Annotated in this window: 19 protein-coding genes and 2 pseudogenes; 7 read left to right on the top strand and 14 right to left on the bottom strand. The window is 43.8% G+C overall.

Annotation, left to right across the window (positions count from 1 at the left end):
* Positions 1-179 precede the first annotated feature (179 nt).
* The gene (locus BXP28_RS17320) at positions 180-1,529 is read left to right on the top strand and encodes a radical SAM/SPASM domain-containing protein (RefSeq protein WP_023482319.1); all 1,350 of its coding nucleotides are present in this window, start codon (positions 180-182) and stop codon (positions 1,527-1,529) included.
* Positions 1,530-1,895: 366 nt separating this feature from the next.
* On the opposite strand, the gene BXP28_RS25265 is transcribed toward BXP28_RS17320, so the two are convergent.
* On the bottom strand, positions 1,896-2,000 hold the full coding sequence (locus BXP28_RS25265; protein WP_367869683.1) for a hypothetical protein: 105 nt from the start codon (positions 1,998-2,000) through the stop codon (positions 1,896-1,898).
* A gap of 51 nt (positions 2,001-2,051) precedes the next feature.
* Positions 2,052-2,954 carry an alpha/beta hydrolase gene (locus BXP28_RS17315; protein WP_036657250.1) on the bottom strand — a complete coding sequence of 301 codons (903 nt, stop codon included), beginning with the start codon at positions 2,952-2,954 and terminating at the stop codon, positions 2,052-2,054.
* 258 nt (positions 2,955-3,212) lie between these two features.
* Here BXP28_RS17315 and BXP28_RS17310 point away from each other — a divergent pair, with 258 nt between their 5' ends.
* Genes BXP28_RS17310 through BXP28_RS17290 form a run of 5 tightly spaced genes read left to right on the top strand, consistent with a single transcriptional unit; the run spans position 3,213 to position 6,939 of the window.
* Complete coding sequence (locus BXP28_RS17310) at positions 3,213-3,752, top strand: hypothetical protein (protein WP_036655605.1); 540 nt, start codon at positions 3,213-3,215, stop codon at positions 3,750-3,752.
* Positions 3,753-3,756: 4 nt separating this feature from the next.
* Complete coding sequence (locus tag BXP28_RS17305) at positions 3,757-4,083, top strand: hypothetical protein (protein ID WP_046654997.1); 327 nt, start codon at positions 3,757-3,759, stop codon at positions 4,081-4,083.
* Between the two features lie 53 nt (positions 4,084-4,136).
* Positions 4,137-5,657 carry a hypothetical protein gene (locus tag BXP28_RS17300; protein ID WP_036655607.1) on the top strand — a complete coding sequence of 507 codons (1,521 nt, stop codon included), beginning with the start codon at positions 4,137-4,139 and terminating at the stop codon, positions 5,655-5,657.
* 1 nt (position 5,658) lies between these two features.
* Complete coding sequence (locus BXP28_RS17295; protein WP_023482323.1) at positions 5,659-6,222, top strand: stage II sporulation protein M; 564 nt, start codon at positions 5,659-5,661, stop codon at positions 6,220-6,222.
* Positions 6,223-6,243: 21 nt separating this feature from the next.
* A complete protein-coding gene (locus BXP28_RS17290) occupies positions 6,244-6,939 on the top strand; it encodes an ABC transporter ATP-binding protein (protein ID WP_023482324.1) in 696 nt (231 codons plus the stop codon).
* 255 nt (positions 6,940-7,194) lie between these two features.
* Here the strand turns inward: BXP28_RS17290 and BXP28_RS17285 are convergent, their stop codons facing one another.
* The 9 genes and pseudogenes from BXP28_RS17285 to BXP28_RS17245 form a co-directional block, all read right to left on the bottom strand.
* A complete protein-coding gene (locus BXP28_RS17285) occupies positions 7,195-9,348 on the bottom strand; it encodes a YhgE/Pip domain-containing protein (protein ID WP_023482325.1) in 2,154 nt (717 codons plus the stop codon).
* A 233-nt stretch (positions 9,349-9,581) separates the two neighbouring features.
* Positions 9,582-10,898, bottom strand: a complete 1,317-nt coding sequence (locus BXP28_RS17280) for a DEAD/DEAH box helicase (protein ID WP_023482326.1) — start codon at positions 10,896-10,898, stop codon at positions 9,582-9,584.
* Positions 10,899-10,974: 76 nt separating this feature from the next.
* Positions 10,975-12,291: a deoxyguanosinetriphosphate triphosphohydrolase family protein gene (locus BXP28_RS17275; protein WP_036655609.1), complete on the bottom strand. Its 1,317-nt coding sequence runs from the start codon at positions 12,289-12,291 to the stop codon at positions 10,975-10,977.
* A 203-nt stretch (positions 12,292-12,494) separates the two neighbouring features.
* Positions 12,495-12,856, bottom strand: a pseudogene (locus BXP28_RS17270) (ABC transporter permease); the annotation flags it as partial.
* Positions 12,857-13,113: 257 nt separating this feature from the next.
* Complete coding sequence (gene rbsK, locus BXP28_RS17265; protein ID WP_023482330.1) at positions 13,114-14,040, bottom strand: ribokinase; 927 nt, start codon at positions 14,038-14,040, stop codon at positions 13,114-13,116.
* A 36-nt stretch (positions 14,041-14,076) separates the two neighbouring features.
* Complete coding sequence (gene dcuC / locus BXP28_RS17260; protein WP_023482331.1) at positions 14,077-15,438, bottom strand: C4-dicarboxylate transporter DcuC; 1,362 nt, start codon at positions 15,436-15,438, stop codon at positions 14,077-14,079.
* Positions 15,439-15,461: 23 nt separating this feature from the next.
* Positions 15,462-16,391: a ribonucleoside hydrolase RihC gene (gene rihC, locus BXP28_RS17255; protein WP_036655611.1), complete on the bottom strand. Its 930-nt coding sequence runs from the start codon at positions 16,389-16,391 to the stop codon at positions 15,462-15,464.
* A gap of 211 nt (positions 16,392-16,602) precedes the next feature.
* On the bottom strand, positions 16,603-17,592 hold the full coding sequence (locus BXP28_RS17250) for a LacI family DNA-binding transcriptional regulator (protein WP_023482333.1): 990 nt from the start codon (positions 17,590-17,592) through the stop codon (positions 16,603-16,605).
* A 219-nt stretch (positions 17,593-17,811) separates the two neighbouring features.
* Positions 17,812-18,941: pseudogene (locus BXP28_RS17245) on the bottom strand (AI-2E family transporter).
* A gap of 721 nt (positions 18,942-19,662) precedes the next feature.
* On the opposite strand from BXP28_RS17245, the gene BXP28_RS17235 reads away from it, so the two are divergent.
* A complete protein-coding gene (locus BXP28_RS17235) occupies positions 19,663-20,874 on the top strand; it encodes an MGDG synthase family glycosyltransferase (protein WP_023482335.1) in 1,212 nt (403 codons plus the stop codon).
* Between the two features lie 227 nt (positions 20,875-21,101).
* Here the strand turns inward: BXP28_RS17235 and BXP28_RS17230 are convergent, their stop codons facing one another.
* The 3 genes from BXP28_RS17230 to lrgA form a co-directional block, all read right to left on the bottom strand.
* A complete protein-coding gene (locus BXP28_RS17230; RefSeq protein ID WP_023482336.1) occupies positions 21,102-22,346 on the bottom strand; it encodes a multidrug effflux MFS transporter in 1,245 nt (414 codons plus the stop codon).
* Positions 22,347-22,603: 257 nt separating this feature from the next.
* Positions 22,604-23,302, bottom strand: a complete 699-nt coding sequence (gene lrgB / locus BXP28_RS17225; protein ID WP_023482337.1) for an antiholin-like protein LrgB — start codon at positions 23,300-23,302, stop codon at positions 22,604-22,606.
* 66 nt (positions 23,303-23,368) lie between these two features.
* Entirely contained in the window at positions 23,369-23,815 is a 447-nt protein-coding gene (gene lrgA / locus BXP28_RS17220; protein WP_077585147.1) for an antiholin-like murein hydrolase modulator LrgA, read from the bottom strand.

Below are 23,815 nucleotides of genomic sequence, written 5' to 3'. Positions count from 1 at the left end.
GAAGCAAAACATGAAAACTGTGACTTATTTGTGAATTATTTCTCATAAGGACATGATTTTCATCACATCGTATTCCCGGGTCATTATCCCGATCATACGTGACGGATTTCACTGCCAATGGAACGTGAAAGAGGCATGATAAAACAGAAATTCAGGCACGGAAAGGATACGATTGTTTCATGAAAACCAACAAGGAAATCACCTGGGAAGCTTCCCGCTTCAATGCCCAGACCCTGGTTGAGGATGGAAGTCTAGTCCTCTATAACAGTTATACCGGGGCTATCGCTTCATTTCCCCCTACAGAAGCCGATGTAATCAGACAATGGCTCAAGAAGCCCGTCCCCCAACAACAGAACCTTTCCATCCACCAAGAGCTGTTTACCCATATGATCCGGCAAGGTTTTTTGGTTCCCAATCATGTGGATGAGAAACGGAGGGCTCTCTTTTTGCACCAGTCCATGCACCGTGCTGATCTGATGCATCTGATTCTCCTGGTTACAGAAGCCTGCAATTTCCGCTGTGAGTATTGTTATGAAAGTTTTCCACGCGGTTCGATGACCAAGGAAGCCATCTCCGGATTAAAAACATACGTGGATGAAAAAGCCCGGACACTCAGGGAACTTACTGTCAGCTGGCACGGGGGAGAACCTCTCCTTGTCCCTCATATCTTGGAAGAATTGTCCCTCTCTTTTATAGAGTCAGCCCGCAAACATGGAGCAGCATATAACGCTGAAATGTCTACTAATGGTTATTTCCTCACAAAAGAGCAGTTTGAAAAGCTGTTAAGCTGGAAAGTGCAGCGGTTTATGGTTACATTGGATGGACCAGCAGATGTCCACAACCACCGGAGGGGCTTGAATGGGGGCCGAGCAACTTATGAACGGATTATCGGCAATTTACTTTCTCTTAAAGAAGTAGCTGCACCTTTTGAAATCAATCTTCGGGTGAATTTTGACAACAGCAATCTGGAAGCAGTGGAGCAGTTTATTCCTGTTCTAAGTGAACTTTTTGCAGATGACGACCGTTTCGCAGTCTACTTCCGCCCTGTCGGATGTATGGGCGGGGAAAATGATCTGAATCTTCCCGTCTGTGACGAACGGACCAAAGATCAGAAAATTTGGGAGTTCAATCAGAAAGCAACTGCATCCGGACTCGCCCTGAGTTCGTTCATTTCAGACATTTTGATGCCGACAGCTGCTGTCTGTTACGCCGCCAAGCCGAATTCAATGATTGTCGGCTCAGACGGAAAATTGTACAAATGTTCAGTTGCCCTTGATGAGGAATATAATCAAATCGGCCGGCTTTACAAGGATGGAACGGCTGATATCGATTATGACAAAATAGCCCTTTGGGTTACTTCCGGAGAAGATCAGGATGAAAACTGCCAGGCTTGTTTCTTCCGCCCTTCCTGCCAGGGAAACCATTGTCCTCTTTACAGGATGCGTACCGGAAATCGGCCTTGTTCTTATGAAAAAAGACAAATCAAGAAAACCCTGCAGGCAATCTGGAAAGCCTCGGCAGGCTGCTGATTTTTAGGTCAAATCCGGCAAGGAGGTGAATCCATATGACCATTATTCGTCCTGCAGCCGCCCAAGCCCATTTGGTAAAAGCAGGCCGCTTATCCAAATCGGTACCCGGAAACCTCCGGTAGAAATTTAAGAACAGCCTGTTTTTCCAACGGAAAAACAGGCTGTTTGATATCCATAAGCTTTTCAACGGGCAAAAGTTCGGTTATAATCTCACATTGTACATAATCCTTTTTGCCTGGAACAGACTCGTACACCTGCTCCGGGTATTAGAACAACTTTGAAGATAGACCCGAGGAGGCATGACCTTTGTCTGTATATTTATCTCATTAGGATGGCATCCTGCTTTTCCCTTTGTTTGCCCTGCTGCTAACCATTCCTTTTTGCTTGATGCAGGAGATACGTAAAAACCCATGGAATACGCTTATGCCGGGCTTGTTCCACGTGAATCATTTTTGTTTCCCCAGGAAACAAGTCAAAGAAATTATCGGTTAAGACTAACTCTCATCAGTTCAATGTTCACCATCATGTAATCAAAGCATCTTCCACAAACATTCTGACTTCCTCCTCATATTTTTCCTTATCCACTGCATAAGAGTTCCCATGACTGGCTCCCTCCACAACAAGAAGCTTTTTTTTCCCTATTTTGGCCTCGTACAGTTCTTCGCTCATATAAGTCGGAACGAAATTATCCAATGATCCGTGGATAAACATCACAGGAATTTCTGCCTGCTTCATGGTTTCAATTGGCTTAACATCAGCCAAACGAAATCCCGCTTTTTTATATACCAAACGATCCACCAACTGATAGAAGGGAAAGGCAGGAGCTCGCTTTATTTTTATCTGGTATTTGATTAGGGCGCTGAGGTCCGAATAAGGGCAATCCGCGATAATAAATGAAACATGCTCGTTAATGGCGGCATATTCCAGAACCGTCGCGCCGCCGAGCGATTGCCCATGAAGGCCAATCACACAATTTTGATCATAACGTTTCCTTACCCAATTCACCCACTCATCAAGATCGTATTTTTCCAAATAACCATAAGTGGTATATTTGCCTTCACTCCATCCGTGAGCCCGCTGATCTACTACTAAAATATTGAACCCTTGTTCAATAAACATATCGGAAAAAGGCAGAGAAACAGGGTGGGCGACAGTATAGCCATGAACTATAATCATGACTTTTCGGCTGTTTTCGTTCGGCTTTAGATGCCACCCTCTTAATTTATATCCATCCTGGCTTACAATCTCAACTTGTTCCTTATCCATATGATCAAGTTTACTCCGGGAATAGCCGATCTTATGCTCCAGTTCAGCAAAGCACTCGTCCACAGACATTTTTTTCATCTGAGTCACTTGGATAAAGCCGTAATAAGCCAGACTGTACAATATGATGATTAGCAGGGTAAAAGTAAGAAGCGAATACATCAACACAGGAACCTGATCCTCCTTAAATGTTCATCAGGTTTTTTAGTATTCGTTCTTCTCGGCAGTTCATTCACTACATATATTAATATGTAAATATTTGCAATTTTCCCTCGACAAGATTCTATTCAACACTTGCAAGAATTTGTATTTTATACTATATTAAATAAAATATTATAAATAATTGAACTATTAGGTTTAATGAACCGGAGATATTTGTCTTATTAATTCAAAAAATTCATAGCCCCGGGGGTGACGATATTGTTAAGCGGCCTTCATTTCAAAGAAAAAAAGTGGCATTATTACTTCCTCTTTGGTGTTACTTATCTGATTCTATCATCTACAATACTTTTGGCTATTGTTTCAGATATGAGTGACGACGAATTTGGAAACATTCAACAACTTTTTTCAGAAAAGAAAATACCCATGTTAGCCTTACTTGGAATATGTCTGATTTTCTTCTTGCTGTTTGTATTTGTCCAAATCTTCTTTGTGGCTTTTGTTTTATATTTAATTGCCAGGTTTCTTTTCTCTATTCAAACGACGTTTCCTTTGTTCTTTCAAATAGTCTTAAAATGCAGTGTTCTGTTTTCCTTAAGTATTTTAACTCATATCGTTCTTGCTTCTGATGTTCCTTACGAAAAATGGTTACTGGCTTTGAATCCATTTCTATTGGTTTGTTTTGTAATGCTATATGTTAAAATTCGCAAACATTTAGCTGCTTCCTTACAGAAAGCCCTTCTCTTTTCGAGTTCCTTATATATCCTTTATATTTCAATACAAATTATACAAGGAGGTTGAACTCATGCTATCATCAGCCATTAGTAACAAAATAGTTTCTAACAAAGTCTTGTTCATACTTATTGGAGCTGCCGCTGCCATCTTCCTGACCATTTATATGTTCACTACTTCCACATTTAATATCTCGCGGATTGTACCTGGGCTGACTTATGCTTCTGCCTTTAATGGACTAAAGCGTGTTCGAGAAGTATGGAGAACAACAAAAAATGTCAGGAAAGCTATGAAGGTAGCTTTTGGATGGACTGTTATCAGCTTCGTTATTTCTGTTTTGGGTGAAGAGGTAATAGAAAATCTTTTGGAAAATAATCTTGATACTCTATCTAAGTGGTAAAGGATTAAATTAGAAATGAGAAGGGCTTTTTTATTTTCTATAGGAGAACACGTATGTCGAATTTAATGTGCCAACTTTATACCATATTCTTTTATACTTGGAAGATCATATTGAACAAGGTCTTTCTTCGTTTGCAACAAACTGCCTTTATAGGTAAAAAGATTGCAAGTAAAAGCGCTGCCTCTCTTACCCATTGGATAATTGCAGGTCTTTCTTTAACTTACATACTGTGGATGGCCCTATCCATTTTATTTCAAATCTTTTTTCACTACACTTCATTCTCACCTGATAACACCGAACTACTATTAGTTTTTGGCTTTATCCTAAGTGCTTTCTTTATTACAGGGTTTCCCATCCACCAGGACTTTGCCCTTTATATTTATGAGTCCAACCAGCCTATTCCTGTGAAGAAAAGATTACTTTTATTAAATACTTTCCTGGGGGTTACTGTTAGCTGGAGTTTTATTCTTTTATTATCTCTGCCCTTTCTGCTCTGCCAGTTTTATTGGTACGGTTTTTCGGGAATAAGTGTCCTGCTTACGTTATTATTAACCTTACTTGTTATTGGATTTGTAGCAGATTTCCTTAAATTTATCGGGTTTTATCGGAAAATATATTCCCGCGGTCAATCCAATCGATTTATTACCTATACAAGTCATCTCATTTTTTTGATTTCCATTCCTTATTTGTCCCGGTTTTTTAAAACAATGATCGATCAGTTTATCCTAAAATTGAATCCTGAAGACCGGATAAACAATATTCAGCAGTTACTGAGTTATATCCCATTCAGGCTTACTGAAGTATCCTTCTCTTATGTCTATTTAATCGTAGCTGCAGGAATCATCCTAAGCATAATTATAAGCACGAAATGGGTAAGCAAATCCTTCTTTAAGGAAAGAATATTACATATTCCAAACAGGAGATTATTTTTCCCATCTCACCCCTATGGGGCCTTGATTACACACTTTGTCAGAAAAAACGGGTGGATGAATAATGAGATTATAGCCGCCGTATTCATGACCTTCTTTATCAAACAATATACAGACCAATTAGATGCAAGCTCCCTTTTTACAATAGCCGTACCGGTATCTATTCTGCTTTCAGCGTGTGTCTTTTTCAATAAGGCGGATTATATCTTTATGTTAAAACAAAACCAATGGACTAGAGCCCAAATCTCCTGCTCCTATGCTCTTTATATATTCATTCAATATATATTTGTTCAAATTTCGCTTGGAGTCCTCGGTACTTATTCATTGTCTCTAACTGGGTTCTGGAGCTGGACCGAATCGATCCTGCTCGGATTTGTTTTCATTTCCTGCACGATGAGCTGCTATATATCCACTCTCTATACATTTGATGGAATGATTGAACCTAAATTTTTCTATACGGTATCCACCTATTTAATCAATGGGTTCCTGCTTTTATGTACAACCCCCATCTATGTTCTTGAGAAAATCATGAATCCCGTATTCCTGTTATTTCTTACGAAGTTGGCAGTTCCCTATATTGTCATTTTTGTTTATTACAGGGTGATACGAATAATACGGGGTCCTATCCATTACGGAGTTGATTAACGTGAAATTTGGAGGATTAATCATTAAGAACAACAAGAAATTGCTGCTCACCATCGTATTTCTTTGGGTTGGCTTTTTGGTTTTAACCGCGTTTTCTATAAGCCTTTCAACTGATCCTATAATTACAAAAGAAGATTTCTTAGCAGAATCTTTGCATCCTATGAGTATATTTGTTCATAACCTTCTGTCTGCTTTTTTTCTTATTCTCTTGGGAAATTTAACTTTAGGGTTATATGCCATTTACGCCCTGCTCCTGAATATATATATTACATCTTATGCCATTTATTTTGTATATACGGAAACAGGGATGTTTTCCTACGCTTTTGCTATTATTCTTATTCATGGCATCCTGGAAATCCCAGCTATCTGTTTATGCTTTTTACTCTCCTCTTTTACTCTTCGCCTTTCGCTTAACAAAATATTTGGTCATCATGTATTCCATATGAATTCGGCTAACGAAAAAGTGGCTTTAGTCCTGCTTATGATAGTACTTTATTTTATTGCCTCTATTGTTGAAGCTTATATGACTCCGGCTTTATCCGGAACCATGTATCAGATACTATAAAACTATTCGGGAGAAATCGAAATGATATTCAATATAAAAGGATTAACCAAAAGATACAATCGCGTTATCTTAGATCAGGCCGCCCTATCCATGGAATCAGGGAACGTTTATTGTCTCCTTGGCCGAAATGGGGCAGGGAAAACCACTTTAATGAAAATATTATCCGGGACGGTTCCCTACGAGGAAGGACAGATATCCACCAGTAACGATCATTCCCAGAAAACACAACTTTATTATGTACCGGAACACCCCATTTTTCTTGAATACCTTACAGGTTATGAGCATTTAGACATGCATGCCAAAATAAACGGGTACAAGCTCAAAAAAGCGGAATTAGACAACTTTGTTGAACAGATGGGGATAGCCTCTTTCTGCAATGATTTTATTTTCCAATACTCTCATGGGATGAAGCATCAGTTAGCTTTGGCAATGGCTTTCTTAATTACTCCCCCTGTTCTGCTGCTGGATGAACCCCTTGTTTCGCTTGACCCAATTAATATATACGATATGAAACAAAGGCTCATCGATTATGCCAGGAAGGACCATATTGTCCTCGTCTCTACCCACATGATTCCGATTGCCCAGCAAATAGGCGACCATATTCTGGTATTATCAAATGGGAAAATCACGCAAGTAAAAAATGACTTTTCTGAAAAAGATTTAGAACAGTTCGTCCTGAACCTGCTTTCTGCTTTTCCCCAACAAAACACTGATTAAGTTCAGATTCCCTGGAATGAAACAGCGCTGGAAGCAAAATCTTTTCCCTATCTGCTTTGTCTGCATACTTAAACGGAGTACTTCTACAGAAGCACTCCGTTTTTAGACTCCGACAAAGTTCCTTGAATTTACTGTTAAGGGAAAAGGTTTTAGCTGGAGTTCGTTAGCGGGCGCCTTTCATTCCGGGGAATGCCCTTTACAAATCCCTATTCAGGATTCCCTGGAGTGAACAGCACCGGAAGCAAAATCTTTTCCCTAATGAAGCAATCCGCTTTCTTTTGCCTTCTTCACCATTTTGGCCGAGTGTTTATTGATATGCTTTTTAAACAGGAGCCCTAACATCAGCGTAATCACCACATAGATACATAGGGCAGCTATGTCCTTTAATACAATGTCCCAGATTATGCCGCCCACTGCTTCCCGCATCATGCTGATGGCATAAGTAAACGGCAGAAACGGATGGATCATCTGGAAAAATGGCGGTGTAACCTGAATCGGGAATGTCCCGCCCGAACCGGCCAGTTGAAGCACCAGCATAATAATGGCCATAGCTTTTCCGACATTGCCAAATACCGATACCAGCGTGTAAACCATTAACATGAATACCGCGCTGTTTATCAGCCCGAAGAGGACAAACCATAAAGGATTGGATACATACGTTCCAAGAAGATATATATCACCCATTGTCACGATCACGGACTGCAGCAGGGCAATCGTTAAAAAGGTCAGAAATCTCCCAAAGTAGACTTGATAGCTCTTATATGCTTTTTCCGGATGGTGTACCTCTGTCGTTAGCAAGGACACAAGCAGCAGGGCTCCTACCCATAAGGATAAGGTAGAAAAGAACGGGGACATACCTGAGCCGTAATTTGGAATCGGGTACAGCCTATTTTCCTTCAGTACAACCGGGTTAGCCAGAAAATCACTTTCTTTTTCTACATCATGCTTTAAAAGATCAATAATCTGATGGATATCCTCAGTGGATTCGAACTGGCGGATGCGGTCAGCTATCTGTTTAATTTTGCTTTCTATGGCCGGAAGCTCTTTTTGAATTTTCGTGACCTCTTCCTTGCCGACCGTAATGCCCTTGGAAGCATCACTTAGCAGTTTGGAGACATCCGGCAAGCTGTTTTGGGCATCCTGCAGGACAGTCGATGCATCTTTTGCCGCTGTTTTGGCCTGGTCTACTGCCGCGGAAATAGCCGGTACAATCGTGGAATCGTACTTGCCCAGAATATCATCCAGTAAAGCCACACTGTCTTTGGAGATCTGATTGACACCGTTGATGATGTCCTCCGCCGGCTTTTCCCCTTTGTCTATAGCATTTATCGCTGCCTGAATATAATCGATCTGCTTCTGGAACATAGCCTTCACCTTGTTTAGCTTATCGATTACATCCTTTATGGCAGGCTGGGGAGAAGCTTTCGAATTAAGGCGGTCGAGAAAGTTAACAATACCGTCGATGATCTTAATTCCGCTTTCCAGGCGGGACTTTACGGTATTGAGATCCTGCTTGGCTGTTGCAGGGTCGATCTCGGGATTTTGCAGGATAGCGGTTATCTCCGCAGACGAGGAAGCAATCTGCCTAAGCGTATTAAGTTCCCCTTTGATATTTGGTGCTGCTGTTTGCAGAGCCTGCCCGCTTTTATCCAGGAAATCAGTAAGCCCTTTGGACAGGTCCCCGGCGTTTTTGGTCAGTTCAACCACAAGAGGTAAATCCGACTGCGCCTTGCTGACAATATCCTGTGCTTTCTGTGCGTCAGTCAAAGCCAGATTAACCGCTTCATTGATCTGGGGAAACTCTTTCTCCAGCCTGAACACAAGGTCCTTTACTCTTTCGATACTCGGTAAATTTTGTTCCAGCTCAATACCAAGGTCATGCAAAACACTAAAAATTTTTTCGTTCACGGTCTTGGTAAAATTGTAACTCACTTTCTCTATAATGCTGGATGCTCCCTTGGAGGTGATTTTAGGAGCAACAGCATTGATTTTTTCGTTTACACTATAATCCAACTCGGGTTTTTGGGGATTATCCGAGATAATAGTTGCAATCTTCTCAGAAAAATCCTCCGGTATAACAATGCTTGCATAATACTTACCGTGCATAACCCCGTTCAGGGCCGTTGCTTCATCGACAAACTTCCATCCGATCGCTTCATTTTGTTTAAGACTGTCTACAATCATATCTCCCATTTTAATATCATGGTCTCTTATAGTTGTACCCCTATCCTTATTGACTATAGCTATGGATAATCCCTTGGTATTTCCATAGGGGTCCCAGGATGCCTCTATGTTAAACCAGGCATATAAAGAAGGCAGAATAATAAGGCCTAAGATAATAATGGCCGCTGCCCAATTCTTCACTATCTTCCGTACATCCGTAAAATAAATGTTGAATATGTTCTTCATACACGCATCTCCTGCACCTATTTTGTCTTTTCGTGTAGTATGGGATAGCCATCTCCAAACAATTCGCTTCCCATTTGGGCTTCCCCATTAAATAGGGATTCAACTATTATAGTACAGATAAGCATGAGAAACCAAACTCTAACTTTGTTAACAATTCCATACCCGGAACTTGGCAAAAGCAAACAGGGGATACCTCTACTAAGCCGGAAAACTTTCCTCCTGCCGGTCAGAAACTATCTTTTGCCCCGTTTAGCCGATGGTTTTCCCGCAAACCGCTTCCTGTTTTCGGTCCTCCCATTTGGAGCCTTAGACCGGGACCTTCCTTGGCCGGCATGATTGGAACGATTTTTTGCGGGCCGGGAGCCAACTTTTCCGGACCTCGTCCTATGGAGCCCTTCTTCTCTTTTCACCGGTATCTTATCTTGGGTAAAGGCCGGTCCCGGCATGATCTTTCGTTCCAGCGTAAGATGAATGCCCTTCTCGATTTGTTCCAGGTACTTCCGGTCCTTGGGAGCTGCAAGCGTAACAGCCAACCCTGTCCCGCCCGCGCGGCCGGTTCGGCCTATGCGGTGAATATAACTCTCCGCATCATGAGGGATATCATAGTTAAATACATGCGTGACACCCTCCACATCCAGCCCCCGTGCCGCTACATCCGTAGCTACAAGAATGTGCAGCCTGGCCTCGCGGAATTTTTTCATCACCTGTTCCCGCTTAGCCTGGGACAAATCTCCATGAAGTTCATCGGATATATACCCCTTCGCCTGAAGGGCTTGATTCAAGGTGCCGGCTCTCCGTTTCGTCCGGCAAAATACCATGGCCAAAAATGGTCTATACTCGTCCAGCAATGTACAGAGTACCCGCTGTTTGGCACGGTCGGTCGTCTCCACCACAAGCTGGCGGATTTCCTTCACCGTAATTTGCCTGGCTTGGATTTCAACCGTCTCCGGCTGATGCATGAACCGTTTCGCGAGTGATCTCACCTGTTTCGGCATCGTAGCTGAAAAAAGCAGGGTCTGCCGATTTGCCGAAAGTTCGGCCAGTATCTCTTCCACTTCCCCCAGGAAACCAATATGCAGCATCTGGTCTGCCTCATCAAGTACCAAGGCGGTTGCCCGGGACAAATCGATAGTTTCCCGCCGGATATGGTCCAACAGCCTTCCGGGTGTACCGACAACAATCTGTACATTTCTCCTCAGTTTATTCATCTGTCCCTCTACATCTTGTCCACCATATACGGCAAGCACCCGTACCTGTTCCATAGCAGCTGTAAGTTTCTTCAATTCAGCGGTGATTTGCAGCGCCAGCTCTCTGGTAGGGGTTATGATAAGTCCCTGAATGTGAGGTGCATCCGCCCTAATCTTTTGAAGAAGGGGAAGAATAAAAGCAAGCGTCTTGCCCGTTCCTGTCTGGGCTTTGCCGATCACGTCAGTTCCTTTCAGTATACGGGGAATGGCTTGTTTCTGAATGGGAGTTGGTGTTATGATCCCGTTTTTTTGTAGCGTTTCTGTAAGCGGCGGGTCGATGCCTAACGCAGCAAATGCTTGCATACCTATCACGTCTTTTCTTTTATTATCTTTATCTTATTTTCTAAACACTTATATTATGAAACCAAATCTGATTGGATTAGTCCATTTCATAAATAGATCCGGATTTGCTGGCATAGAGCTCCGTATATACTTTTTCTGCATAGGCGTCCGTCATGCCGGAGATATAGTCCGCAACAAAACGGGGCCATGGCCAATGCCCATTATGCAGCTCGTAGTTCTCCATCCAATCAGGCGGAATAATGAGACTGCCTTGTTCCGGTATTTTGAAGCTGTCCCAAAGCCGGTGCAGCATAATTTCACTGCGTTTCTGAAGGCGTTGGACCCGAAAGTCTTTGATCAGGGTAACCCAGGCGAGTTTTTTCAAAATTTCCAATGTCCGCAAAAGCTCCAGATCCTGCCGGCCTTCTTTTACAAAGGTAATCTTCTTCCAGCTTTTCACCGGGTCCTCAATAATCCCTATTCGCCCTGCATATGCACTGACCCAGCGGCCTTTCATCTCTCTGCGGGCCCGTGAAGAATCCCTTCCGCATTCCCTATATACCTCTTCCCACTGCTCCAGGTAGGAATGAAGCACCCGGGTAACCATCTCTTTAATATCTACCTGATCCCAGCCGACCTCACTATTTCCCTGATCATTCACGATCTCCTGCACCAGATGCTCTATCAGCCGGTCATCCTCCATGAAAGACTGATTCATCTGAATTTTCCCCGAACGGATTCCGTCCTCAATGTCATGGGTCGAGTAGGCTATATCATCGCAGAGGTCCATGAGCTGGGCTTCCAAAGTGGAGGCCCCAACCGGCATTTCCCATCGGTCTCTTATGGCTTTTATCCCTTCCCATTCCATGGAGTAAACACCCTTCAATCGTCCCGGCTCATCCAAACAGTAGGGATATTTGTTGATCGCCAGCAGCACGGCTGCCGTCAGATCCAGCCCGCTGTCACTCCCCGCTCTCTTTTCCAGGAACATCAGGATACGGAAATTCTGGGCATTCCCTTCATAAGATAAGCCGTATTCCCGGGTCAGCAAATCGTTCAAAACTTCTTCCCCTTTATGCCCAAAGGGGGGATGCCCGAGATCGTGGGCCAGAGACGCACATTCCACAACACCCGGGTCCAGCATTAAACCCGGGTACCCCCTGCGGATTGAGAGAGAATACTGCTTATCCAACCGTCTTGCGATTTCCCTGGCAATCTGGGAAACCTCCAAAGAGTGAGTCAGTCTGGTGCGGTAATAATCCCCGCTGCCTGCACCAAACACCTGGGATTTGCCCTGCATTCTGCGAAAAGCGGGGGATTGAATCAGCCGTGCATAGTCCCTTTCATATTCGTCCCGCTCCTCGCTAAGTGTATTCATCATCGGCTCATCCAGCCGCAATTTGCGTAAGTCCATCATGATTCCTCCTTTATAGGACCATAAACAAAATGATGTCAGTAAGTCTTACATACAAGTCTTTTTTGCAAATTGTAGCACAGATGAACCTCAAACAAAAATAGGTATCCCGAAGCTAATGCAGTCCAATTGGAAATGGTTCCGTCCAAGGTGCCCAAACAGGAAAAACGACCGCCGGCTTTGCGATGGCAGTCGTTCTCCTGCTAATTCTTCATCCTTGGGTCCAGCACATCCCGTAATCCGTCACCCAGGAGGTTAAAACCAAGTACGGTAAGCATGATGGAAAGGCCCGGGAAAATCACCGTCCACGGTTCCTGTTCAAAAAACTGTCTGGAATCCGAAATCATCTTCCCCCACTCCGGTTCAGGAGGCTGCGTACCAAGACCCAAAAACCCGAGGGAAGCAGCTTCTATGATAGCGGTCGCAAAACCCAGGGTCCTTGAACAATAATAGGGGATAAGCTGTTAGGAAGGAGATGGACGAACAAAATCCGCCGGTCCTTCATCCCTTGTGCTTTGGCCGCGATGATAAATTCTTCCTGTTTTAGGCCGAGCACTTTGGTTCTTGATTTTTTTATAGTTTTCTTATCCGAATAGTTGGCAGATGCTGAAATCAACTGCCGGGTCCGAAGGGAAACCATGATTTCATCTTTGTCTTTATGCTTCGCTGTTTCTATTCAGCCTTTTCCGCCATTTCCTTTTTGGCTTCTTCCATTTCATTTTGTTTCTCTTGGCGAACTTGTTCCTGAATTGCATTTTGGAGCTCTCGGATCTGTTCTTCCAGTTTCTTTATCTTATCCCTTTTTACAGCCTGGCTTTCTTTTCAGGATACGGGATAATTCACTTCATCCGCAAACGGAATGGAAGAGAACGCCCCTTTTCTTTGAACAACCAGAGAGGAAAAATAACTCGCAAACCGCACAGCTTCCCGGATATGCTGCACATCCTCCCATCGGGAAATATCCAGCTTGCTGGTGAAAGCCCCGATGAAAGAATCCCCTGCAGCAGTTGTATCCACTGCGTTTACCTTAAAGGATAGGACAAAAACTTCTCCTCCCGAATGACAGAGCAGGGAACCCTGTTCACCTAAGGTCACCAGAACGTAATGGACTCCTTTTTCAAGCAATGCTTTAGCCGCGATTCCCATATCTTCCCGGCTCAATGAATCCTTGCCGGTGATTACCTGCATTTCTGTTTCATTAGGGATAAGGACATCCGTGAGCCTAAGCAGTTCATCCGGAATCTCACCCGCCGGGGCCGGATTCAGTACGGTTTTCACATTATGCTGTTTCGCATAAGTAAAAGCTTCTATGATAGCCGGTACCGGAACCTCAAGCTGGGATATGAGGAAATCCGCTTTTTCTATGGTGGAACGGGCAGCTTGAACGTCTTTGCTATTAAGTTCCATATTGGCTCCGGACGTTACAATAATCGCATTGTTTCCATCCTGCTGGATCAAGATGCACGCTTCCCCTGTTGGGGCCTCCTTATCCAGCCCTACGTAAGAGGTGTCTATTCCTTCCTCTTTAAGAATATCCAGCAATTGTTCCCCGTGCTTATCTTTTCCTACTTTCCCAATAAAGGAAACGCTTGCTCCAAGCCTTGATGCGGAAACAGCCTGATTGCACCCCTTGCCCCCGGCATTGGTCAATTTGCCGATCCCTTGTACCGTTTCGCCAAGCTTGGGCAATTTTGAAAGCAGGAAGCTGTTATCTATATTTAGACTTCCCAATACACATATAGTATTCATAGTTTCTCTCCTTCTTCCTTACCGGACTTTTACCCATTAAGCGAACATGAAGAACGATAAAAGCATACAGCCAATGATACCGATAATAATCGGAACGGAGGTCCGTTTCACGACCTGAATGGGGTTAACGTTCACAATAGAGGCCACTACGATAATCACAGCCGCAACCGGGGATACCGAACGAATCAGGTTGGACGTAAGCTGCATCGGTAATGCTACCATAATACTGTTTACCCCGATCTTCTCCGTAATTTCCGGAATGATATTAATGAACGAATAAAATACGGCCAAACCGCTTCCGCTGATGAAACCGATTAGCGCAGCAACACCAGAGAAAATCAGCATGAGAATTGAACCGGCGCTTTCCACGTGCTTTACAGAATCGATCAGCATGTCAATGATGCCGATGGATTTCAGGCCCTCAACCAGCAAACTGGCAGCTACGATCAAGGATACAACCTGGGCGAATCCCGTTCCCATTCCTTTGAAAAAAATGCCAAATTGCTTGGACGTTTCTTTGAAGGAACGGCTGCGGATCACCTCGACTATAACTGTAATGGTCATACACAGTAGAGAAATGCCGACCAATCCAAAGTTGATACCTTTTATGGCCAGATTAAAAACCAGTACCAGAATAAGCGGCAGAATCGGGAAGATGCCATAATAAGCAGGAGGCAAGTTCTCATTCAGATTTAATTTGTCATCATTAATTTCGGCAGGTTCAATCGCGCCTTGTTTTTTGTCCATATATTTTTGCCAAAAGTAATGGGTTACCGCCATAATCAGCAGCACAGGGATAGAAATCTTGGCATGATAGGAAAATACGTAATCAACCAGGTTATACCCCAATTTTTGGGCAGCTACAACGTTATCCGCCCCCAAGGGAGTCGGCATAATGGTAGCAGTTGTGGCAATGACGGCCCCTGCGGTCAGCGAGGACATCCCTGTCTTTTTAAGAACCGGATATAAGGTAGCCATCAGGAGTACCGCCAAGCTCGATGCGCTAGGAACTACCAGGGACAGCAGGTTCCCAAGCAGGAAAATAATCGGTACCAGAATGTACTTGGATTTAATGCGTCTGAGCGGCTTGGTCATAAGATGAACCGCCACATCATTTGCCCCGATATGGGACATATAGCTGGAAAACCCGAACAGTACCATAATCGTTAGTCCGGCTGACCCGAGCTGTTTGACGAAAATCTCTTCAATTTGTTTAAACGGATCCAGCCAAACGGAACCGGTAGCCAGCTTATCCGAAAGGATCGGGTGTCCGAGTAACGCCGCGGAAAAAAGAAGGACAAGGCCGGCAGCCAAAAGGACTACTTTGGCATCGTAGTTTTTGGCAATGAGGTATCCCGTGAGTACAAGGACAACTAAACTGATGATGATTTCAATCATGCGTGAGCACCCTCTCTAGTTAGTTAAATAGCTTTTCTCAGTTGCTCAAGAACCCAAATACGGAAAGAGGGAACATCAATTTCCAGACAAACCGTGGCGTTACTTGGTTTATTCAAACGTCCGCGAAGATCAACGACTGTTGTGCCGGAAGTATAAACACCTTGCGTTTCTATGTCGACAAAGCTGTCTTGCGTCTGGAATAACTCCGGCTTAATCAGATAGGCAATGGCACACATATCATGCATTTTCAACCCGGTTTTGAGACTGCCTCCGCGGTAATGCTGGAATAAAGAATACAGCATCTCGCCGTTTTTGTTCATTTCCCTGATTTCTTCCACATTCTCTTTGGTCAAGGTGGCTTGACTAGTTACATCTAACCCGCACATGACAATCGGAAGTCCGGACTCAAACACGATCTTGGCTGCCTCAGGGTCGGCGAAAATATTGAATTCCGCGTTCGGCGTATGATCTCCTCTGGATGCGGAACCACCCATCAGGACTATACGTTCAATGTTTTCCTTGCACTGAGGGAACACAGTAAGCATAAGAGCCACGTTAGTCAAAGGTCCGATAGGTACGATAGTAATGGGCTCAGGACTTTTCAGGATGGTATCTCTCATTGCTTCAATAGCATGCATAGGCAGCAGATTCTGGCTGCTTTCCTCAAATTCATATCCGTCCATGCCGGAGTTTCCGTGAATATGACTGGAATCTTCAAGATGCTTCACCAATGGCTTCGTCGCACCTCTGGCCACAGGAACATCTTTACCGAAAAATTTGAGCAGTTTCAGTGCATTGTTCGTCGTTTTGTCTACAGATACATTGCCGGCTACAGTAGTCAGCAGCTTCATATCCATGTTTTCATGAAACAAAGCCACTGCAATGGCTACCGCATCATCAATGCCGGGATCAGTGTCCAGAATGACGGGAATTCTTTTGTGTTGTTGGGTCATGTTCAACATCTCCTTTGTATTTGTTAAGGGAAAGATTAATTTTTTTATTGGAATAAACTATGTGTAACCGATTACACATCAGATAGTATAATTATTTGGAAGTATTCCCTAATGCCTGTTTATCCCTTCAGGCCATTTGGGAGAAATCCGGCAGGGAGCGGGAATTTCGCATTATCCTTCCCGTTGTTTGCTCTTGCCGCTTCCCTTTTGTTCAGGATTCGCTTTTTGAGGTTGTCCCCCGCTCCAGTAAATAAACCGGGAAAACATGATGCAGGGACTCAAGGGGTTTGCTTTCAATCAATTTGATCAAGATACGGGCTGCTGTCAGCCCCATATCATAAATCGGCTGGGCTATGGTCGTTAACTCGGGATAAACCATGACGCTTATGGGAATGCCGTCATAGCCGATAATTTCAAGACCGCCAGGAACAGTCAGATTATACATCTGGGCAGCCCGCAGGGCACCGATAGCCATGATATCATTACCGGCAAAAATACCGTCCAGGTCAGGATAACTCTCCATCAGCTGATAGGCCTCTTCTGCCGCTTTATCCATCTTGAAGAGACCGTTTACAATCAGGCCCGGTTCAAACCAGTCCAGCTGCTGCACCATATCAAGGTAACCTTGACATCTCTCATCCGGAATGGTGAAGTGTTCAGGTCCACGGATATGAGCGATCTTACGGCAACCCTGATCCAATAAAAATTGCACCGCTTTGCGGGCGCCAACCCGGTTATCTGCCGTAACACTGGGAACATCATCGGATATGATACGGTCCAGGGTGACAACCGGTACGGTCAAATCCTCCACTTCTTTGGCAGACAAGGTATTGGAGGCCAAAATAAATCCATCTATATATTTTTGCCTAAGCACGTCTACGTAATGCTTTTCCTTATCAGGAGAATCATCCGAGTTGCACAATATAGTGGTATACCCATATACGTAAGTTACATTCTCAACGGCTTTAGCCAGTTCGTTAAAAAAGGGATTGGTTATATCAGGAACAATTAGGGCTATGGTCTTGGATGTCTTTTTTGTCATGCTCCTGGCCACCAGATTAGGTGCATAATTTAATTCTTTAATCGCGTTCAGCACCTTTTTTTCCGTATCCTCATGCACGTAACCGTTCTGGTTAAGCACCCGGGATACGGTAGCCACGGATACCCCCGCAAGCTTGGATACATCTTTTATGGTAGCCATAAACGGTAATGTCGCCTCCTCTTCTGTAATCGGTTACACATTATTTGTAACCGATTACATATTTCATGCTTTGATTATAGTTCAGGCTTGTATCCGTTGTCAATCGGTCTTTTAAAAATTCTCTCTCATTATTGCAGTAATGAATTCCATTTTTGGATAAATAAAAAACAGCTTCCTCCTTAAGGGACGGGAAAGCTGTTTTCCTTCTTGCTCTACAGGTTATTCATAAAGTCCCGAATAGCTTTTAAACCACTCAAAATATGAAGCACAATGACTTTCAGTACCGCATATCCGGGGACAGCAAAGATAATTCCGAGAATCCCAAACAGGTTCCCTCCAATCAAAATAACGAAAATAATCGTAATTGGATGGACGCTCAGGTTTTTACCCATCACCTGAGGGGAAATAAACTTCCCTTCGATCGACTGCACAATAATCCAGACGACAGCCAGTTTCACCAGCATAGCCGGAGAAGTTACAGCTGAGATGATAATCGCGGGGGTAATAGCAATTACAGGTCCCAAGTAAGGAACTATACTGGTTAGCGAAGCAATAATGGCCAGAACCAATGCATAATTAAGGCCTATAACCAAATAGCCGACAAACAGGAGAAATCCGATACAAAAGCTGACGATAATCTGCCCGCGAATGTACGAGCTTATCTGATGATGCATTTCATACATCATTTGATACGTATGTTCCCGTGTTTTTACCGGCAGCATATTCAGAATAAAACGGGGCAGCTTACGGCCGTCTTTTAGGAGATAGAACAAAATGAACGGCAAGGTTGCGATGGCCAGAACAATTTCGGTAACCGTTCCAACTACTCCACTAACGCTAGCCCAGGCATTTTGCAAAATAACGGAGCTTTTTTCAGAAATGTAATTCATGATATCGGTACTTACATTGTTCAATTTGTCATTAAATTGATGAAATAGACTTGTGCCTGCAAATTCATTGAATTTTTCTGCTACCTGCTGCCCGTATTTAGGGAGATTATCAACCAGGTTCAGAACCTGGTCTTTTACAAAAGGAAATACCGTTAAGATCAAGATGGTTACAACCCCAATTATCACCAGGAACAATCCGATAATAGAGTAAATCCGGTTAATCTTATGCCTTTCAAGCAAATCCACAATCGGATTTAGCAGGTAAAAGGCAATTCCCGCCAATATCAACGGCAGCATCACCGTTTTAACGATAATGCCAATGGGAACAAAAATGAAAGAGATTTTTGAAATCACCAGAATATTCAATGCAACCAGCAGCAAAATCAATAAGAACACCACAAATTTATTGTGCAGAAAAAACAGTTTCAATCTCTCCGTTCGAGAGCGGGGGCTTTCCATGGGGTTTTCGAACTCCTCTCCCTTAGAAATCAACATTGTAACGAATAGATGCTATGTTTACCTGTTCTAAATTAATGTGTATCTATTCTTGTTTTTGAAAAGAAAACCTTCCGGTTTTTTCTTGTATTTTATCAGACTTTCATGAAAATACCACCTTGATTTAACCCAGAAAGGTTTAAAAAGATGACTTATTTGCATGCCCGGGCTTCTTGTTAAAAAATGGATCCCGGGCTTTAATTTATATTTTCCTGATAATCGTTCCGACAAACATCACCTGCAGCCAATTTGAAAATTTTATCCTTATTTGTATAAACTCGGATAAACTTCTTGTTCGGGGTCGAACCTGTTTTATACATAATCAGTAAGACCTTTTCAATAATGGGACATGCATTCTTTCAAAAAAAACGATCATAATAACGGTTGCATGCTCATTTATCTATATAAACAGGCCCACTCTTTCATTGAATTAATCAAAATAGGGGTGTAATTTAATTTTTTTCCTTTAAAATAAAAGAAGGGGGAACCTGGCTGTTTGGTCATAGCCCCATCTTCATTCTTAGATCAATACAAGGGCCCCCGACGAAAGTCTAGGTTGGAAACCGAACCGTAGTCCATTTTGATACGTATGAAAGAAACATAAAATGAAATTAATCGATTGTACGGTACGCTTATTGGTTTAAATATAAACAGAGAGAGTTAAGAAAAAGGGAGTTGTTTAAGGATGCAGGAGCTTGGTATGGTGAAAATCACTTCAGATAAACAAATTAAGGTGCTTGTACTTACAGGTTCATTGGGGCACGGCCACATTCAGGTTGCCAATGCGATTCGGGAAATGGCCGACCGGTGGGATCACCATCAAGTGAATGTTGAAATCATAGATTATATGGAACTGGTATCTCCCAATCTGCATGATATCAGTTCGACCTGTTTTTTGCAGTGGGTCAAGCATTTCCCAAGTTCATACGGTCTGTTGTTTGAAATGACCCGCAAAGACCGTATGCTGGCCCAGTTCATCAAGAGCATCCGGTTTACCAGCTTAAAACCTCTGATCCAACGCATTGAAGATGAACAGCCGGACGTTATTATCAGTACACTGCCTGCGGCAAGCGCGGCAGTCTCTAAAATAAAAGAACGGGGACTCATAGATTGCCCCGCAGTAACCGTGATTACCGATCATACGGATCATAGCTTCTGGCTGCATCCTTATACAGATAAATATTGGGTCGGATCGGAAGATGCCAAGAACAAACTGCTTCGCCAGGGTATTCCCGCTTCCAGCATTGAAATTACGGGTATTCCGGTAAGGCCTGTTTTCTATGAAACTTATGATCAAACCTTGCTGCGAGAACAGTACGGCCTGAACCAGGAGGCCACCACCATATTGCTAATGGGAGGTGGCTGCGGTTTGATAGATTCTACCTTGCTGCGTTCTCTGGAAGAAGCGGAATGGACACGTTCCCTGCAGTTTGTCGTAATCTGCGGCCGGAATAAGAGCCTGCGCAAACGTCTTGAACGCTGGTCTGCCCAAACATTATTGGATGTACATGTCATCGGATATACAAAAAATGTGCATGATTATATGGCGATGGCCGATTTAATGATCACCAAATCCGGTGGTGTGACAACAGCGGAAGCTATTGCCCGTCGGCTTCCTCTGCTAATATATAAGCCGCTCCCCGGTCAGGAGCAAGATAATATTGATTATCTGATTCGCAATGGTGTTGCATGCTGTGCAGATAATCGGCTCCAGCTTTTTTATCAGCTTTTCTTCTTAATAACCCATGAAGATAAGCTGCAGAAGATGCGTGCGCGGGCACAGCTTCTCAGACAGCCTAGACCTCTGGATCTCATTAAAACCCTTGTCCATGTTCAAGAGCAGCCGGTCCTTCAGCCATCCAGAGTCCATACCTGGTTCCGTAAAAGTGTTGTTTAGGCTGATCCTCCCATATGGACAAGCAGGAAAGACTTCGTTCTATTCGTGATTGAACCTCTTTCGTGTTGAAAAGCAAGATCCGCTTTTCTCCGGGCCCGCACCTTTCCCATTGTGCGTTGCGGCGTCCCCGTCGGGGTGGTCAGAACTTGATTAATAAAAGACAGCTGTTTAGGCCTGATACTGGCACTAACAGCTGTCTTTTTTTGAATATGAAAAACATGTTCTGCTTAATTCCGTCCTTCTTCACCCAAAGAAGACTGAGGGCGAATCATAAACATGTAGCAGAAGATGGCCCCAAGGCCGCAGCAGACAATGACTATCCCCATAGGCACCGCCGTATGGTTTCCGGCAATCCCGACAAGAGGCGCCGCCACCGAACCTGCAATAAAAGGAAGCAAACCAAGCATCGCCGATGCGCTTCCGGCATTTTTGCCCTGATTCTGCATGGCCAACGAGAATCCAACGGTATTTACTATACCTGTACTTGATACGACAATAAACAGAAAGATCAGGACAGCAAACAATGGGGCTCCAATCAAAATCATAGCCAGCAACAGCAGGGCTCCAATTAAAGATAAAAGGATTCCGCTGATAAACAGCCGGCTTTCATGAAAACGTGGGGCCAGACGCCCGGTCAACTGTGTTGCAATAATCAAGCCTAATCCGTTTAATGCAAAGACCAAGCTGAACTGCTGGGGAGAAGCCCCGTAAATGTCCTGCAATACAAACGGAGAACCGGATATATAACTGAACATGGCTGCAAAGACAAAACCCTGGGTACAGACATAACCCATAAATACTTTATCGCCCAGCAGCCTGCCGAAGGTGCCTACGGTTGTTTTTATCCCGCCTTTGGACCGGCCTTCCCGGGGCAGCGTCTCCTGAAGACCGATAAATGCCGCCAATACCATAACCAGTCCAAGAATACCAAGAACAGCGAATACGCCATGCCAGGAAGTAAACTGCAGCAGTTGCCCTCCGGCAACAGGGGCCAATATCGGTGCCAACCCATTAATAAGCATCAGCAAAGAGAAAAACTGGGTCAGCTCTGTACCCGAATACATATCCCCTACCATGGCACGGGCAATCACAATACCGCCGGAGCCGGCCATTCCCTGTATAAACCTTAAAAGGATCAGGCCCCAGATAGAAGAGACAAGGCCGCATAAGAAAGAAGCCGCCGCATAAATCAGCAGGGATATAAGCAGAGGGCCGCGCCTTCCCCGGGAATCACTGAGCGGACCAAGCAGCAGCTGCCCGATCGCCAAACCCAGCAAACAAGCCGTAAGGCTCAATTGGGCAAGTGAAGTGCTGGTGCCAAGATCGTTAGCCAAAATAGGCAGTGACGGCAAATACATGTCAATGGAAAGAGGTCCGATAGCCGTCATAGAGCCAAGAACTATAGCCATGGAAATCCTTTTTTTCCTGGTAACAGCAAAAGAAGTATTTACCGGATTCGTGCTGGGGTTCATAAGATTTATCTCCACCTTTCTCTCTATAACAATATAGCGGAAGCGGCCTCCCTGTCTATGAAAAAGGTGACCGTTCCCAACGAAACATTCATTATACCAGAATTTGAGTCCACTTCTTTTTGGTACAAGAACGATTCTTTCTTTGAAAAATCATATGTAACAATTATAGTTACAACAAATAAATGAATCAACCCTTTTCCACAAAAAAACGGCCCTGCCTTCGAAGAGGCGGAACCGATATTTGTCCTATGTTCTTTTTAAGATCCCATAAGCTGCATGAAAAGCGGAATTACCACAACAGTTACAACACCAACCACAACAACCGCAATACTGGCCATCGCCGCTTCCACTTCTCCCATTTCCATCCCTACTGCAACCCCGAGGGCATGGCCGGAAGTACCCAAAGCAAGACCACGGGCAATCGGATTTTTAACCCGGAATGTTTTAAGAAAAAGAGCACCGAGAGCATAAACGATCACTGCATTGAAAATGACTGCAAAGGAAGTGATAGCCGGAATCCCGCCAATTCCCTCGGATAAAGGCAGGGCAATAGCTGTCGTAGCGGCTTGGGGAAGCATGGAATTCATCACTGCCGTGTCCAAATGTATGCCTTTGCTAATCACATATACAATTCCCACCGAGCAAACAGATCCCACTACAATAGAAGCTAAAATCTGCCACCAGTACTTTTTCAGCTTATCCGCCTGTTTATATAAAGGGATGGCAAATGCAATCGTAGCCGGTTCAAGGAAAAAACTGATGATTTTACCGCCGTTGTTATACTGCTCGTAAGAAACCCCTCCCGCTTTTAAAAACACTATACCCAGTACCATTGCAACAAACAAGGGGGTGAATAAAAAGAAGCCTTTTGTATACTTAAACAGCCACGTTCCAATACCATATGCAAGAAGGGAAACGACTATGCCAAAATAAGGTGTTGTAAAAAATTGCGTCATCTTTATCTACCGCCTTCTATCATAGTTAGGTGACCCTGGGATAAAGTCCTGGCCTGATCATGCCGTTTACTTTTTGGTTCTGCCCCTTTTCTTTTGAATGGGTTGGCAGTCGGTTTCTTTTCCTTTTTCTTCACCTATTAAACCTTCCATACTGCGTTTACCCAGGATCATTTGAGAAAAGAGCCCCGTTACTGCAAGCAAAATCGCAGTTGCCGCAAAAATGACCAATATAATCTGCAATCCGAACTGCTGCATAACCCCCAGCGAATTCATGACGGAAATTCCCGATGGGACGAACAAAAAACCAATAATCCCGGTAAGGGCCGCACCAAACGATTCTACTTGCTCCAGTTTCACAACTTTGAGGCAGAGCAGAACGAACAGAAGCACAAGACCGATTACGGATGCCGGCATAGGGATTGGGAGTAAAGCCGTTATTATATGGGAAACCAGCATAATCACGGAAAATATGAATGCCTGAGTTAAGAAACCTGCCGCCTTTTTAGTGCTCAT

The sequence above is a fragment of the Paenibacillus larvae subsp. larvae genome, from assembly GCF_002003265.1.
GTDB classification, from domain to species: domain Bacteria; phylum Bacillota; class Bacilli; order Paenibacillales; family NBRC-103111; genus Paenibacillus_H; species Paenibacillus_H larvae.
The sequence above is the reverse complement of the archived record's forward strand: the minus strand, read 5'-3'. Positions and strand labels throughout refer to the sequence as shown.